Source organism: Clostridioides mangenotii TR, from assembly GCF_000498755.1.
Classification (GTDB): Bacteria; Bacillota; Clostridia; order Peptostreptococcales; family Peptostreptococcaceae; genus Metaclostridioides; species Metaclostridioides mangenotii_A.
Genome location: NZ_AXUS01000018.1, coordinates 15,220 through 29,577 on the forward strand (window position 1 = coordinate 15,220; position 14,358 = coordinate 29,577).

Genomic DNA, 14,358 nt, shown 5'->3' on the forward strand with positions numbered 1-14,358 from the left:
ATTGACAAAGAACCGTCTGGACGGTAAAGTAAAGATAACAAAAAAGGATAGGAGCATAAAAGATGGATAAAAAGAATGTTACAAAAGAAAAATTACTTGATTCAGCGTCATTTATTATTCAAAATCGAGGTATGGCACACTTTACTTTAGAATCAGTTGCATCACATGCCGGTGTAAGTAAGGGTGGTCTTTTGTACCATTTCCCAAATAAAGAAGCGCTGATCACAGGGATTTTAGATCGCTTAATCGATAGTTATGATAATGAGATTGAGAAACATATAGATAAATTTGAACATGGGAAGGGCGAGTGGAGCAAAGCTTATATGGAATATACATTTAAGGATATGATCAAAGACAAAGATATGGGTACCGCATTAATAGCCTCAGTTTTTTCAAATCCAGATCTTTTGAATAAATTAAAAATTCAGTTTGAAAACTGGCAACACAATATAGAAAATGACGGAATAGATCCAGTAACATCAACTATAGTCAGATTGGCATCTGATGGATTGTGGTTTGCAGAGATTTTCGGTCTAGCTCCAATCGATGAAGATTTAAGAAATAAGGTATTCAACAAATTGCAAAATATTATTGAAGAAGGTGATAACTAATGGGATACATGCATTTATTTTTTGCAATTATAGGTGAGATTTTTGGAACTTCTCTATTAAAGATGTCAGATGGTTTTACAAAGTTAATACCTACCATATCATCTATGACTTCTTTTTTATTGTCGTTTTATTTTTTATCAATGTCATTAAAATCAATTCAGCTAAACACAGCATATGCAATGTGGTCAGGTGTAGGAATTGTAATTACAACAGCGGTTTCTGTATTTTTATGGAAGGAAAGCATTAATTTCGCAAGTTTTGCAGGTATAGGGTTGATACTTGTAGGAGTTATTGTTTTAAATTTATACGGACCTAGTCATTAGGATTATCGTGTATACTTTATTTAATAGAAATAGAAATAGAAATAGAAATAGAAATAGAAATAGAAATAGAAATAGAAATAGAAATAGAAATAGAAATAGAAATAGCGAGAGGGATATTTTGAGCATTTATACTTAGAATATCCCTCTCGCTATTTCTATACTTAAGATAATTGACACACAGATGTATAATAATGATAAAGTAGTTTCTAAAAGGAAATCATTTTCACTACGGAGGGATATATCTTGAATGAATTTTTAAAAACAGCCTTGGCAAATCTGCAATGTGAGTTTGTAGCTGAAAGAAATATGGTCAACCCTAAAGAGATCACATGGTTTCAATATGACATACTTGCTATTTTAAAGGAAGAAGGGTCTTGCTTACCAGCTTACTTAGGTCAAAGATTGGGCGTAACTCGTGTAAAGTTGTCAAAAGGATTAAAAGGGCTGAAAGATAAAGGCTATATTGTGCAACAAAAGGGAGAAGATGATGGTCGAGAGATGATAACAAGACTTACAACGAAAGGAATTTATTTGTTTAATAAAATTGATATTGCACATGATGATTTAAAAGATACAGTAGAACAAGTATTATCAAGTGAAGAACAATTGATCTATACTGAATTATCGATAAAAATCACTCAGGCGTTAAAAGAAAGAAGGCTTTCTAATGAAAAATGAAATAATTGAGATCGTTCATGCCAATGAAAATAATTTGAAAAATATCTCACTTAAAATACCTAAAAACGAGATAACAGTAGTTACTGGAGTATCTGGTTCAGGAAAATCATCTCTAGTTTTTGATACATTAGCTGCAGAGTCACAGCGGATGTTAAATGAAACTTATTCTAGCTATGTTCAGCAAATATTACCACATTACATCCGTCCGGATGTAGAAAAAATCAGTAATTTGCCTGTATCAATTGTTATCAATCAAAAGAAACTAGGGGGAAATGCTCGATCTACAGTGGGAACGGTTACTGATATTTATACATTATTACGCTTATTGTTTTCAAAAATCGGAGCACCTTTTGTAGGCTACTCAATGGCTTATTCATTCAACAATAAACAAGGTATGTGTCCCAACTGTCAAGGGCTTGGTGTAAAAAAAGAAATAAACTTGCATAAATTTATTAATTTTGATAAAAGTCTGAATGAAGGAGCTATTCAGTAGAGTTTGATTGAGCTGTTACAAAGAATTATAGATAGAGGTGTAACAGTTATTGTTTTAGAGCACAATCTATCAGTTATGTGTGAAGCAGATTGGATTATCGATCTGGGGCCAAAGGGAGGTTCTAAAGGCGGTCAGATAATGTTCATGGGTTATTTAGAAAATTTTGTGCACTGTCAGAATTCCTTTACTAAAGATAGAATAGTTCAATATGTTCAAAGTAAGAGTATACTTGTATAAAAAAATATAATTCTAAAAAGGATTTTTGATCTCAAAAATGAGAGATAAAAGTCCTTTTTTTGTAGAATTAAAAAACAAATTAATACAATATTTCATACAGTACTAAAAATAATGTATTAATTTAACGATAAGTTATTAGAGGAAGAAGCACCTAAATACACAAATATAATTATAGATATAAAATAATTTTAGCAGAGGTGATTAGCATTGGGGCGAAGTAAAATGAGTAGGGAAAAGAAATTAAATAGTACTAGTAAAGTAAGAAACATAGATGAATATAAAAAGGGTAATAAGAATAATTATAAAAAAAGAAAAGGAAATAAACCTATGAGGAAACTTTTGAAATTTTTAATCTTTGTTGCAACATTCGGAGTTATCATTTTAAATTTATGTGGATATGCAAAAATCTCAGAAATGAAGTACGACATTCACTATTTGGAGCAAGATCTTAGGAAGAAAGAGATTACACTTGATGAATTAGAAACAGAGCACAAAAAAGATGAATCTATTACTGAAGTAGAAAATAATGCTAAAGAGACATTAAGTATGGACTATCCTAAAAAAGAGCAGATTGAATACATCAATCTAAGTGAGTAGGGGGTAAAGGTTTGAAAAAAGTTAATCGAGTTAGCAAAAAGAGACTTGTTCTTGTGCTCGTTTTGGCGTGCGTACTATTTTTTGTTTTAGTTCTTAGAACTGGGTATCTTCAACTTATAAAAGGAGATTGGCTCACATCAAAAGCTATGGAGCAACAGACGAGAGATATTCCAATAGAGCCTAAGAGAGGTACTATATACGATAGAAATATGAAGGAAATGGCAGTAAGTGTAACTAAGTATACGGTTTGGTGTAAACCAGTAGAAGTAAAGGATAAAAAAGGGGCGGCTGAAAAAGTATCTAGTATTATAGATGAAGATTACAAAAAAGTTTACGATTTAGTTAATAAAAAGAATATGGCGCTTGTAAAAGTAAAGAGATGGATTGATGACGACAAGGCAAAGGAAATAAGGGATGCTAAACTACCTGGAATTTGGGTTGCTGAGGACAATAAAAGATACTATCCTTATGGAAATTTTGCATCGTATGTACTAGGGCATACTTCAGATGATGCTACAGGTATTGCTGGTATTGAGATGCAGTACGACAAGAAACTTAAAGGCAAGGATGGAAAGTTGATAGTCAGTACAGATGCTTCTGGTAGAGAAATTCCACAGGGAATGGAGAAATACTATGAACCGGTACAGGGAAATGGATTGGTGCTTACAATAGATGAAGCAATTCAACACTATTCAGAAAAAGCGGCACAAAAAGCTTATGAACTAAATAATGCAAAGAGAGTAACTGTTATTGCAATGGATCCTAAAACAGGTGATATATTATCTATGGCATCAAAACCCGATTACGATCCAAATGATTCTAGAACACCGATATACCCATATTATGAAGAGGAATTAAAAAAATACAGCGATAAAGATAAGATAAAAGGATTATTCCAAATGTGGAGAAATCCTGCTGTAAATGATACATATGAGCCAGGATCAACATTTAAACTTCTTACAACTTCAATTGCAATAGAAGAGGGAGTTGTTAAGGACGGAGAAAAGTTTACATGTACAGGAAGTGTAACCGTTGGTGGAAGAAAACTAAGATGTTGGAGACACTACAGACCTCATGGTTCGCAAACTCTTGACGAAGCAGTACAAAACTCTTGTAACCCAGTTTTTGTTGAACTAGGGACTAGAGTAGGCGTTAAAAAGATGTACCATTATTTAGATGCTTATGGATTGATGGATAAAACAGGAATAGATCTTCCGGGAGAAGCTAAAGGTATTGTGTACAATCAAAAAAATGTAGGTCCTGTAGAACTTGCAACAATGTCATTTGGTCAATCGATATCAGTTACACCTCTACAGTTATTGACTGCTATATCGGCACTAGGAAATGATGGACAGTTAATGCAGCCTAGATTAGTAAAGTCGTACACAGATAATAAAGGTAATGTAACAAAAACGGTAAAGCCGAAAATGGTAAGAGAGGTAATTCCAAAAGAGTCGGCAAATAGAATGATGGAAATAGCGGAATCAGTTGTAAGTAAAGGTTCTGGTAAAGCTGCGTATATACCAGGATATAAGATAGGTGGAAAGACTGGTACAGCTCAAAAAGTTATAGATGGAACTTATGCACAAGGTAAGTATATCTGTTCATTTGTAGGTATTGCTCCAACAGATGATCCGAAGATAGCTGTTATAGCTATTGTAGACGAACCTAATGGCGTAAGCGCATTTGGTAGTACAACAGCTGGACCGATAGTAAAAGAAATACTCGGCGAATCACTGGAATACTTCGGAGTGAAGCCTGTTTATCAAGGTGAAGAGAAGAAAGAGTTTGAAAAGAAAGAGACTAAAATCCCAGATATTAGAGGTTTGGCAATTGAAGATGCAGTTAAAGTGCTTGAAGATTCAAAACTTAAGGCTAATTTAGATACTGATATTACTATTCCTAAGGGAGCAAAGGTAAAAGATGTTTTCCCAAAACCAGGTGTAAAAGTATACGAAGGATCAAATATAACAGTCTACACTTAAAGTTGTAACAAATTAAGATGTATAGGTTAAATTTTTAAGTTTAATTATTAAGTTTCAAAATTATTCCAAATTTTTTATATCATTATTGTAATATTATAGAAAAATTTGGAGTAATTTAGTAAAAAAGTAACAGATAATTAACATATCACTATAAACACCTTCAAAAAATGATGAATATAGTATATAATTAAAAAGTTAAGAGTTTATCGTAGGGCAATGTATATATCGGTATACATTGCCTTTTATTGCTAGAGAATATAGAAATTAGTAAGGAGGAATATTAGGCGTGAATATGTTAACCATAGAAGAGTTAGTAATAGCAAGCGATGGTAAACTAGTATGTGGAGAGCCTTCAGATACTATTGCTGATATTGTCATAGATAGCAGGGAAGCAAATGTTAATAATGGTTTTGTAGCAATTATAGGAGAGAATTTAGATGGACACACATTTATAAATTCTGCAATTAAACAGGGTTGTAAGACTATCATAAAAAATAAAAATTATGAAATAGATCTAAATGAGAAAAATATAAATATAATAGAAGTAGATGATACTACTCTGGCGCTTGGAACTATATCAAAGTACTATAAAGAAAAATTTGATATAGATTTTGTTGGTGTCACAGGTAGTGTAGGTAAAACTACGACTAGAGATATGATATACTCAGCGCTATCTTCAAAATTAAATGTATTAAAAAATCAAAAAAATTTAAACAATCATTTTGGAGTGCCGCTTACTTTATTTAAATTGGACGATATCCACGATTGTGCAGTTATCGAGATGGGTATGTCTCATTTTGATGAAATTAAATACTTAGCAGATATTGTAAATCCAAAGATTGGGGTTATTTCTAATATTGGATTATCTCACATAGAAAACTTAGGATCTCAAGAAGGAATACTAAAAGCAAAAATGGAAATTTCATTAAACTTCGATGAGAATAATATACTAATAGTAAACGGTGATGATAAGTATTTATCTACATTAAAAAACAAAAAATTACCGTACATATTGAAAACATTCGGTTTTAAAGAAGACAATGACATATATTGTGAGGAATTTACTTTAGATGAGAAAAGCACAAGATTTACTTGTGTTATAAATGGCAAAAAACATGAAATATTTATACCTATAATGGGAGAACATAATATATATAATGCCATGGCTGCTATACTAGTTGGACTTAACCTAAATCTTTCTATAGAAGACATTAAAGAAGGTCTTAGATATTTTGAAGGTACTAAAATGAGACTGGATATTGATGACAATGGCTATTATGCTGTTATAAATGATTCTTACAACGCAAGCCCTGACTCAATGTCAGCTGCGCTTAAGATACTAGGTAGATACAAAAAAAGAAGGATAGCTATTTTAGGCGATATGCTTGAAATGGGTGACTTCGTTGAAAGTGGACACAGATCAGTTGGAAAATCAGTAGTTGAAAATTCTGATGTTCTTATAACTATAGGAAAAGATTCCGACTTTATAGGAAAAGAGGCAGTGGAACTAGGTTTCGATAAAAAAAATGTACATCATTTCTCTAGTAGAGATGAGGCAATAGACAACCTAGATGATTTACTTAAAATAAACGATGTAGTACTAGTTAAGGCTTCGAGAGGAATGAAGCTTGAAACTGTGGTAGAATATATAAATAATAAATAGATTTTATTATCTGTAGTTGATAAATAACTATTAAAATATTAATAAAAGATAATAAATATAAAACAATAAATAACAATTGACAATTAACTTTAACTTAAAATATACGAAGTTATGACAAGGGAGAGGAGTTTACTATGTTAGGAATAACAGAGCTTACGTATACGGCGATTATATCATTTCTAATAGTGATAATATTAGGACCAATATTTATACCTATGCTTGCAAAATTCAAATTTGGGCAGACAGTAAGAGACGACGGACCACAAACACATTTAGCTAAGAATGGGACACCTACAATGGGTGGAGTTATAATGATCTTAGCGATACTTATAACAGGGCTTACAAGAAGCAGAGTGAGCAGCGATATGGCAATAGGACTTTTGTGTATCACTGGCTTTGGATTTGTAGGTTTCTTGGACGATTTTATAAAAATAAAAATGAAGAGATCTATGGGGCTTAGAGCTTATCAGAAGATAATACTTCAAGTAGCATTAGCTTTTTATATTGCATACTATCAGTATACTTCTTCACCTGGAGCGACACAGCTAGTTGTCCCTTTTACAGATTTATTTATAAACGTAGGAGTATTATATATACCTGTGATGATGTTTGTTATCATTGGGACTGTTAATGCTGTAAATCTGACTGATGGATTGGACGGACTAGCATCAGGGATTACACTAGTAGTATCTTCATTTTTCATGTTGTTTGCTGTAACTATATCAGCAAACACTGAAGTCGCCGTACTAGCAGCTGCTACAGTAGGAGCTTGTTTAGGATTTTTAGGATTCAACTCATATCCTGCAAAAGTATTTATGGGAGATACTGGATCTATGGGACTTGGTGGCGCTGTAGTTGCATTCGCTGTACTTACAAACTCAGCTTTATTGATACCAATTGTAGGTGGTATATACTTTGCTGAGGCTATATCGGTAATACTTCAAGTTGGATCATTTAAAATGACAGGAAAAAGAATATTTAAAATGGCTCCAATACACCACCACTTTGAGCAATGTGGTTGGCCAGAGACAAGAGTTGTATTTGTGTTCTGGATTGTAACTGTAATACTAGCTTGGATAGGAATAATATCCGTATTTTAGATTTAGGGGGAATAAAAATGGACTTGGCAGACAAAAAAATATTATTGGTAGGACTTGCTAAAACAGGTGTATCTGTGATTAAGTGTTTAGATAAATTAGGAGCACATGTTGTAGTCAATGATGTAAAAACAAAAGAAGACTTAAAAGATATACTTAAAGAACTAGATTCTTTGAAAAATGTAGAATACGAATACATATTAGGCAGTCACCCAGAGAGTGTTGAAAATATAGACATGGTTGTAGTGTCACCAGGAGTCCCGCTTGATCTACCTTTTATACAAAAGCTATACAAATTAAACAAAGAAATCATAGGAGAAGTTGAACTTGCATACAGGCTTTCAATAGAACCTACTTTTATAGGAATAACAGGTACTAATGGAAAAACGACTACTACAACTTTAGTCGGAGAGATATTTAAAAGAGCAAACAAGGATACTTATGTATCTGGAAATATCGGTTCACCAGTTATAGACACTGTTGAAAAAGCAAATAGGAATTCATATGTAGTAACAGAACTTAGCAGCTTTCAACTCGAAAGTACAAAGGAATTTAGACCTAGAGTAAGTGCAGTTCTAAATATTACAGAAGACCATTTAAATAGACACAAAACTATGGAAAATTACATAGCTGCAAAATCTAAAGTATTTATGAATCAAACTAAAGATGATTTTTGCATTTTAAACCATGACGATGAAAATACTAGAAATCTGGAAAAAGACTGTGCTGCTAAAGTGATATTTTTCTCTCATAAAGAAAAAATATCTAGCGGTGTATATTTAGATGAAAATAATAATATAATTATAGATATAGATGAGAAAATAATATTATTAAACAAAGACGAGATTAGCTTACCGGGAAATCACAATCTAGAAAACTGCATGGCTGCGATTGCGATTGCATATGTATGTGGTATAGATTTAGAAGTTATCAGAGATACAGTAAAAACATTTGGAGGCGTTGAACACAGACAAGAGTTTGTGAAGACTTTAAATGGAGTAAACTATATCAATGATTCAAAAGGTACTAATCCAGATTCAAGTATAAAAGCATTGGAGTCATATAAAAATCCGATAGTATTAATAGCAGGTGGCATGGATAAAGGAAGTAGCTTTGATGAAATGCTAGAAGTAGCAAAAGCAAATGTCAAAGCCATCATTCTTATGGGAGAAACGGCCACTAAAATAGAAAAATCTGCTAAAATTAAAGGGATTAATGATACCTATATCGTAAATGATATGGAAGAAGCAGTAAGGATTTCTCATCAGATATCTAAAGAAGGTGATATTGTGCTTCTTTCGCCAGCTTGTGCAAGTTGGGGTATGTATGAGAATTTTGAAGTAAGAGGTCAAGACTTCAAAGATAATGTGCACAATTTAAAATAATCTCTTATCTCGAAACTTACTTAAATGCAAGAATGGAGGTAGGTTTTTAGTTGCCTAGAGAAAAGTTAAAAAAGCAAATAGGAATAGGAAAAGATATTGAGTTCGATGGAGTTATTTTTTATACTACAATGATCTTAGTATTTATAGGGATAATTATGGTGTTTAGTGCAAGCTATATACAGTCTTCATTTAAACACAATGACTCATACTACTTTCTAAAGAAAAATATTGTATACGCTACATTAGGATTTATAGTAATGATGGTTACATCAAAGATAGACTATAGATTTTGGAAAAAGAACGCTAGCTATGTGGGAATTATAGCAGTAGTGTTTTTAGTATTAGTTTTAACTCCTCTAGGAATAGAGGCAAATGGAGCTAGAAGATGGCTTGGTATTGGAGCGCTTACGTTTCAGCCAGCAGAGATTGCCAAATTCGCAACTATATTGCTTACAGCAAAGCTTATAGAAAAAAAGTATGACCAGATTAAGTCACTGACAAAGGGAGTTTTACCGCTCTTAATAGTTCCGTGTGTATTTTTCGCCCTAATTATCCTACAGCCAAATCTTTCAACTGCTGGAACAGTAATTCTCGTTACGTTTGTAATGATATTTGCTGCAGGAATGGATATGAAGATAATTTTTACTATGATTGCGCTTGGCGTGGCATTATTTGTAGTATTAGTAATTGCTGAGCCATACAGACTTAGTAGAGTTACATCGTTTTTAGATCCGTTTCAAGATCCTCTTGGAAGCGGCTATCAGGTTATTCAGGGACTTTACGCATTAGGATCAGGAGGAATCTTTGGTCTTGGTCTTGGACAGAGTAAACAAAAATATTTTTATATTCCTGAGCCACAAAATGACTTTATATTTGCTATAATAGGAGAAGAGCTAGGCTTAATAGGATGTATAGTAGTAATTATGTTATTTATAATATTAGTATATCGATGCGTTAGAGTAGCACTTAAAACAACTAATGTATTCGCCTGTATGGTAGTAATAGGAATAGGGGCACAAATTGGTATACAGGCTGCACTTAACATTGCAGTCGCAACTTCTTCTATGCCAGCTACAGGAGTTGCACTTCCGTTTATAAGTTATGGAGGTACATCGCTCACCATCTTTATGGGGGCAGTTGGTATAGTACTAAACATCTCAAAGCATGTCAAAATTAATAATTAACAGGGGATGATTAAAGAATGAAAGTTATGTTATCTGGAGGAGGCACTGGAGCCATATTTATCCAGCGATATCTATTGCCAATAGGATTAAGGACGAATATCCAGATGTTGAAATACTCTTTGTTGGAACAGAAAAAGGAATAGAATCCGAAATAGTGCCAAAGAACGGTTTTGAGCTAAAAACTGTCACTGTTCAGGGTTTTAATAGAAAAATAGATCTTGAGAATATAAAAAGAGTTTTTAGGCTTTTTAAAGGCATGGAACAGGCTAGAAGGGTAATAAAGAAGTTCAAACCAGATGTGGTTATTGGTACTGGTGGATACGTAAGTGGTCCTGTACTATTTAATGCTTCTATGAAAAAAATCCCGACTATAGTCCATGAGCAAAATTCTTTTCCAGGAGTAACTAACAAAATACTAGCCAAAACTGTTACTAAAGTTTTGACTAGTTTTGAAGATTCTCACAAGAGATTTCCGGAATCTACAAGAGATAAACTTGTTTTTACAGGAAATCCTGTTAGAAAAGAGATACTTATCGCTAGAAAAGATAATGCTAGGAAGAATCTTGGTATAAGTGAAGATAAAAAGATGGTTCTTTGTTACGGAGGTAGTGGAGGATCTAAAAAGATAAATAATGCCATGAAGCTACTTATCAAGAATATGGTAAATGAAGATGTAGCTTTTGTATTTGCTACAGGAACTAAATTTTATGATGAATTTATTGAAGAAATAGGAAATATGAATCTAAAGCCTTATCAAAAGGTTGTACCGTATTTAGAAGACATGGCAAATGCCCTTGCAGCGAGTGATTTAGTAATAGGTAGTGCGGGGGCGATATCCTTAGCTGAAATTACAGCTCTTGGAAAACCTTCAGTAATTATACCAAAGGCTTATACAGCAGAAAATCATCAGGAGTACAATGCAAAGAGTATTGAAAAGCAAGGTGGAGGTGTTTGCATACTTGAAAAAGAGCTTACACCAGAAAAATTAAATACTACAGTGTTTAAATTGCTTGGAGACAGAGAAGCGTTAATAGACATGTCTAGAGCGAGTAAAGATATTGGAAAACCAGAAGCTATCGATTTGATTTTCGATGAAGTTATGAAGATTGTAAAATCAAATAAAAAACAGAATTCTAATTCGAGCAGTAAGGTTAGTAAAGAAGAGAAAGTACAAGAGACCTTTAGCGATTCAGAATCAGAGCCTAAAGTTATCGGAATAAAAAAGAAGTAGATAATATAATAAGAATTAGATCGCTAATTACCAAGTTAAAACTATTAGTAGTAATTTAAGCTAAAATAAAAACTTAAAATAGTTCGAGAAAATACCCTTAAAACTTACATTATTCGGTTTGTTAAGACTCAGATATGTGTAAATTTTAAGGGTATTTTTGCATATTTAAGTGTTTTTAACAAAGTATGACGCAATATGGCTGAAAATAACGCCCTTTTTTTGTAGGAGATACAATTATTAAAGTTGTATTTAATTACAGAAGGGAGATGACAAAATGAAAAAAAAACAAAAAACTAAAAAAAGACTAAATCCAAGTAGGGTAATGATAGTGTTGGTGTTTGTACTAATGTTTTCCTTTTCAATATGTGCAGTACTTGTTAGTGACATTTTCAATGTTAAGTATATCGAAGTAAGCGGAAATGAAAAAGTAACAAAATCAAGTATACTGAATACAATAGGCACAAAAAAAGATAAAAATATATTTATGTACAGTAAAAAAGATATAATCGAGGGAATAAAGAAAAATTCATATATAGATACTGTAGAAGTAGATAGAAAGCTACCAAATAAAATTATTGTAAAAGTGGTAGAAAAAAAGGTTTTTGTTACATTAAAAGACGGAGACAACTATTGCTATATAGATAGAGATGGTAATTTATTAGAAGAGCTAAAAGGTACAAATGAGAGTAGAAACGATAAAATTATCGAAATAGATTACTCTATAGAGGACTATAAGACTATAAAGTTTAAGGACAGAAATTCAAAAAATAAATTCTTTTTACTTATGTCTGTTCTAGAAAAATATGGTATGTATAACGAGACAAAGCAAGTAAATATGCAAAAAGATAGCAAAATAGACATGTTGACTAGAGGAAATATAAAAATCTTACTACCTAACGATGACAATTTAGATTATAATATACATAGAGTTAGTAAAGTCGTTTTAGACTTGAACAACAAAAAAATCAGCAAGGGTTCTGTAGACTTAACACAAAACAAATACGCAGTTTATAGTCCAGAATAATAGGATGGTAAGGACGTGGTAGGGTTTGAAAATGAAGTTTTCTAATAAATATATAGTAATAGCGTGTGTAGTATTAGGATTTTTAGTCACTTCACAGCTTAAAGCTATAAATTTAGAAAATAAAGGTGTTTCGACGAATAGAAGAGGCGAAGAATTGACAAGTGAGTTGAAATCGCTAAATGATAAAGAAGATAAATTAGAAGAAGAGATATTGGAGACTAAGAAAAAAATAGATACATATAAAAATAGCGGAAATGAAGATGCTCTAAAGCAAGAATTAGATAAGTATGAAAGGTTATCAGGATTTACGGATGTCGAGGGAAAAGGTATAGAAGTAACCATAAATCCCATAAATCGAGGCGATAGACTAGCCGATAGCAAAAATATAATGTATAATTATGATTTAATATTGTCTATTATAAACAAACTAAACTCAGCTCAAGCGAGTGCTATCTCTGTAAACGGAAATAGGATTGTTTCAGATACATACCTGCATTTAAAAGGAGATCAACTTTACATAAATGAAAATAAGCTCAAGAGTCCACTAGTAATAAAGGCTATTGGAGATTCAAATACACTAGCGTCTGCACTTAACATCAAATACGGTATTGTCTGGGAAATAGAGCAGCATTACAGTGCGAAGGTGGATATTGAGAAGAGCGATAATATAAAAGTAAATTCACATAGTGGAAAAATAAATTTGGCTGGTAAATAAAATATGAAAAATAAATTTGTTGTACTGGGTACATTTATACTTGGAATACTGATCTCTATATTTATAAAATCATTTGATCCAGAGAACATATATATGACTCTAGATCAAGTTGGAAAAATTGAATCTGAAATTGATGCCAAAAAAGAAAAAATTAACTTGCTTGACAAAAAACTGGCAAGATATAAAGATGATCTAAAAAAATATGATGATAGTACAAGATCCAAAGAAATAAAAGATGTAATGGAAGATGAACTTTCGAACCTAAAAGATAGAAGTGGACGAACAGACATTGAAGGGGCTGGCATAATGATTACTATGAACGACAGCGATCGTGACGTAGAGAGTGGAGAAGACCCGAATGATTTAATAATTCACGATATAGACGTTCTTAGGCTTATAAATGATCTTAGGAAATCAGGTTCAACAGCGATCTCGATAAATGGAGAGAGAGTTTTAGGTAAAACTCAGATAAAATGCTCTGGATCAACTATAACAGTGAACGATACTACATATGGGCAACCCTTTGTAATTAGAGCGTTAGGTGATGTAGATGATTTAAATGCTGCAGTTTTATCTCCGGATTCATACGCGTATACGCTTAAGGAAATATACAGCATAAATATTGAAGTTGAGAGTATGAATAATATGAAGATTAAGCGAATTAGTTAATAATTTAAAATCTATTTATAGAAAATACTTAAAAATTTGTATAAAATTTTACAAAACCATTGTATAATTTTACTAGTTTAAGTAGAATAAAGAAGGAGACTAATATGATTTGGATATTATCAAGTCTAGCACTTGGAGTAGCGGTAGGATATTTTGTCCCATTCACGTATCCAATTGACTATACAATATATGTTTCTGTAGCTATACTTGCAATAATGGACTCAGTCTTTGGGGCAGTAAAATCGAGTTTCGAAGATAAGTTTGAGAATATTATCTTTATTACAGGTTTTTTAGGTAATACTCTCTTAGCCGTAATAATGACATATATAGGTGAAAAATTAGGTGTACCACTTTACTATGTGGCAGTTTTAGTTTTTGGGATGAGAATATTTAATAATTTCTCAATAATTAGAAGATATGTTATAAAAACTATAACGAATAAAAAATAATTAATTTATTACATAAA

The 14,358-nt window shown here is 32.2% G+C and carries 15 protein-coding genes and 1 pseudogene; all 16 read left to right on the forward strand.

The annotated features are described in order from the left end of the window. Positions 1 to 62: 62 nt before the first annotated feature. The 16 genes and pseudogenes from T473_RS0110265 (at position 63) to T473_RS0110340 (ending at position 14,341) form a co-directional block, all read left to right on the forward strand. Positions 63 to 611: a TetR/AcrR family transcriptional regulator gene (locus T473_RS0110265; RefSeq protein WP_024621826.1), complete on the forward strand. Its 549-nt coding sequence runs from the start codon at positions 63 to 65 to the stop codon at positions 609 to 611. Then, entirely contained in the window at positions 611 to 934 is a 324-nt protein-coding gene (locus T473_RS0110270; RefSeq protein ID WP_024621827.1) for a DMT family transporter, read from the forward strand. Before T473_RS0110265 ends, T473_RS0110270 begins: the two co-directional genes overlap by 1 nt. 243 nt (positions 935 to 1,177) lie before the next feature. Further along, positions 1,178 to 1,612 (forward strand): MarR family winged helix-turn-helix transcriptional regulator, encoded by a 435-nt coding sequence (locus T473_RS0110275; RefSeq protein ID WP_024621828.1) that lies wholly within the window; start codon positions 1,178 to 1,180, stop codon positions 1,610 to 1,612. After that, positions 1,602 to 2,105 carry a P-loop NTPase family protein gene (locus tag T473_RS0110280; protein ID WP_024621829.1) on the forward strand — a complete coding sequence of 168 codons (504 nt, stop codon included), beginning with the start codon at positions 1,602 to 1,604 and terminating at the stop codon, positions 2,103 to 2,105. The genes T473_RS0110275 and T473_RS0110280 overlap by 11 nt, the downstream gene beginning before the upstream one ends. 3 nt (positions 2,106 to 2,108) lie before the next feature. Further along, positions 2,109 to 2,342, forward strand: coding sequence for a hypothetical protein (locus T473_RS0110285; protein WP_024621830.1), 234 nt, complete (start codon positions 2,109 to 2,111; stop codon positions 2,340 to 2,342). A 222-nt stretch (positions 2,343 to 2,564) separates the two neighbouring features. Further along, positions 2,565 to 2,939: a hypothetical protein gene (locus T473_RS0110290; protein WP_024621831.1), complete on the forward strand. Its 375-nt coding sequence runs from the start codon at positions 2,565 to 2,567 to the stop codon at positions 2,937 to 2,939. Positions 2,940 to 2,950: 11 nt separating this feature from the next. Further along, entirely contained in the window at positions 2,951 to 4,924 is a 1,974-nt protein-coding gene (locus tag T473_RS0110295; RefSeq protein ID WP_024621832.1) for a stage V sporulation protein D, read from the forward strand. A 292-nt stretch (positions 4,925 to 5,216) separates the two neighbouring features. Continuing rightward, a complete protein-coding gene (locus tag T473_RS0110300; RefSeq protein ID WP_029791692.1) occupies positions 5,217 to 6,587 on the forward strand; it encodes a UDP-N-acetylmuramoyl-tripeptide--D-alanyl-D-alanine ligase in 1,371 nt (456 codons plus the stop codon). A gap of 134 nt (positions 6,588 to 6,721) precedes the next feature. Next, on the forward strand, positions 6,722 to 7,687 hold the full coding sequence (gene mraY / locus T473_RS0110305; RefSeq protein ID WP_024621834.1) for a phospho-N-acetylmuramoyl-pentapeptide-transferase: 966 nt from the start codon (positions 6,722 to 6,724) through the stop codon (positions 7,685 to 7,687). Between the two features lie 17 nt (positions 7,688 to 7,704). Then, positions 7,705 to 9,069, forward strand: a complete 1,365-nt coding sequence (murD, locus tag T473_RS0110310) for a UDP-N-acetylmuramoyl-L-alanine--D-glutamate ligase (RefSeq protein ID WP_024621835.1) — start codon at positions 7,705 to 7,707, stop codon at positions 9,067 to 9,069. 50 nt (positions 9,070 to 9,119) lie between these two features. Beyond that, on the forward strand, positions 9,120 to 10,253 hold the full coding sequence (gene spoVE / locus T473_RS0110315; RefSeq protein WP_024621836.1) for a stage V sporulation protein E: 1,134 nt from the start codon (positions 9,120 to 9,122) through the stop codon (positions 10,251 to 10,253). A 17-nt stretch (positions 10,254 to 10,270) separates the two neighbouring features. Beyond that, a pseudogene (gene murG / locus T473_RS16625) lies at positions 10,271 to 11,484 on the forward strand (undecaprenyldiphospho-muramoylpentapeptide beta-N-acetylglucosaminyltransferase). Between the two features lie 274 nt (positions 11,485 to 11,758). Then, a complete protein-coding gene (locus tag T473_RS0110325) occupies positions 11,759 to 12,508 on the forward strand; it encodes a cell division protein FtsQ/DivIB (protein WP_029791693.1) in 750 nt (249 codons plus the stop codon). Positions 12,509 to 12,539: 31 nt separating this feature from the next. Then, positions 12,540 to 13,223: a DUF881 domain-containing protein gene (locus tag T473_RS0110330; protein WP_242825911.1), complete on the forward strand. Its 684-nt coding sequence runs from the start codon at positions 12,540 to 12,542 to the stop codon at positions 13,221 to 13,223. A 3-nt stretch (positions 13,224 to 13,226) separates the two neighbouring features. After that, entirely contained in the window at positions 13,227 to 13,892 is a 666-nt protein-coding gene (locus T473_RS0110335) for a DUF881 domain-containing protein (protein WP_024621839.1), read from the forward strand. Between the two features lie 104 nt (positions 13,893 to 13,996). Beyond that, positions 13,997 to 14,341: a small basic family protein gene (locus T473_RS0110340; protein WP_024621840.1), complete on the forward strand. Its 345-nt coding sequence runs from the start codon at positions 13,997 to 13,999 to the stop codon at positions 14,339 to 14,341. Positions 14,342 to 14,358: the final 17 nt, after the last annotated feature.

Coding starts and splice junctions, on each gene's coding strand:
- T473_RS0110265 (WP_024621826.1), top strand. CDS start 63: ATGGATAAAAAGAATGTTACAAAAGAAAAATTACTTGATTCAGCGTCA.
- T473_RS0110270 (WP_024621827.1), top strand. CDS start 611: ATGGGATACATGCATTTATTTTTTGCAATTATAGGTGAGATTTTTGGA.
- T473_RS0110280 (WP_024621829.1), top strand. CDS start 1,602: ATGAAAAATGAAATAATTGAGATCGTTCATGCCAATGAAAATAATTTG.
- T473_RS0110290 (WP_024621831.1), top strand. CDS start 2,565: ATGAGTAGGGAAAAGAAATTAAATAGTACTAGTAAAGTAAGAAACATA.
- T473_RS0110300 (WP_029791692.1), top strand. CDS start 5,217: ATGTTAACCATAGAAGAGTTAGTAATAGCAAGCGATGGTAAACTAGTA.
- mraY (WP_024621834.1), top strand. CDS start 6,722: ATGTTAGGAATAACAGAGCTTACGTATACGGCGATTATATCATTTCTA.
- murD (WP_024621835.1), top strand. CDS start 7,705: ATGGACTTGGCAGACAAAAAAATATTATTGGTAGGACTTGCTAAAACA.
- T473_RS0110325 (WP_029791693.1), top strand. CDS start 11,759: ATGAAAAAAAAACAAAAAACTAAAAAAAGACTAAATCCAAGTAGGGTA.
- T473_RS0110330 (WP_242825911.1), top strand. CDS start 12,540: ATGAAGTTTTCTAATAAATATATAGTAATAGCGTGTGTAGTATTAGGA.
- T473_RS0110335 (WP_024621839.1), top strand. CDS start 13,227: ATGAAAAATAAATTTGTTGTACTGGGTACATTTATACTTGGAATACTG.
- T473_RS0110340 (WP_024621840.1), top strand. CDS start 13,997: ATGATTTGGATATTATCAAGTCTAGCACTTGGAGTAGCGGTAGGATAT.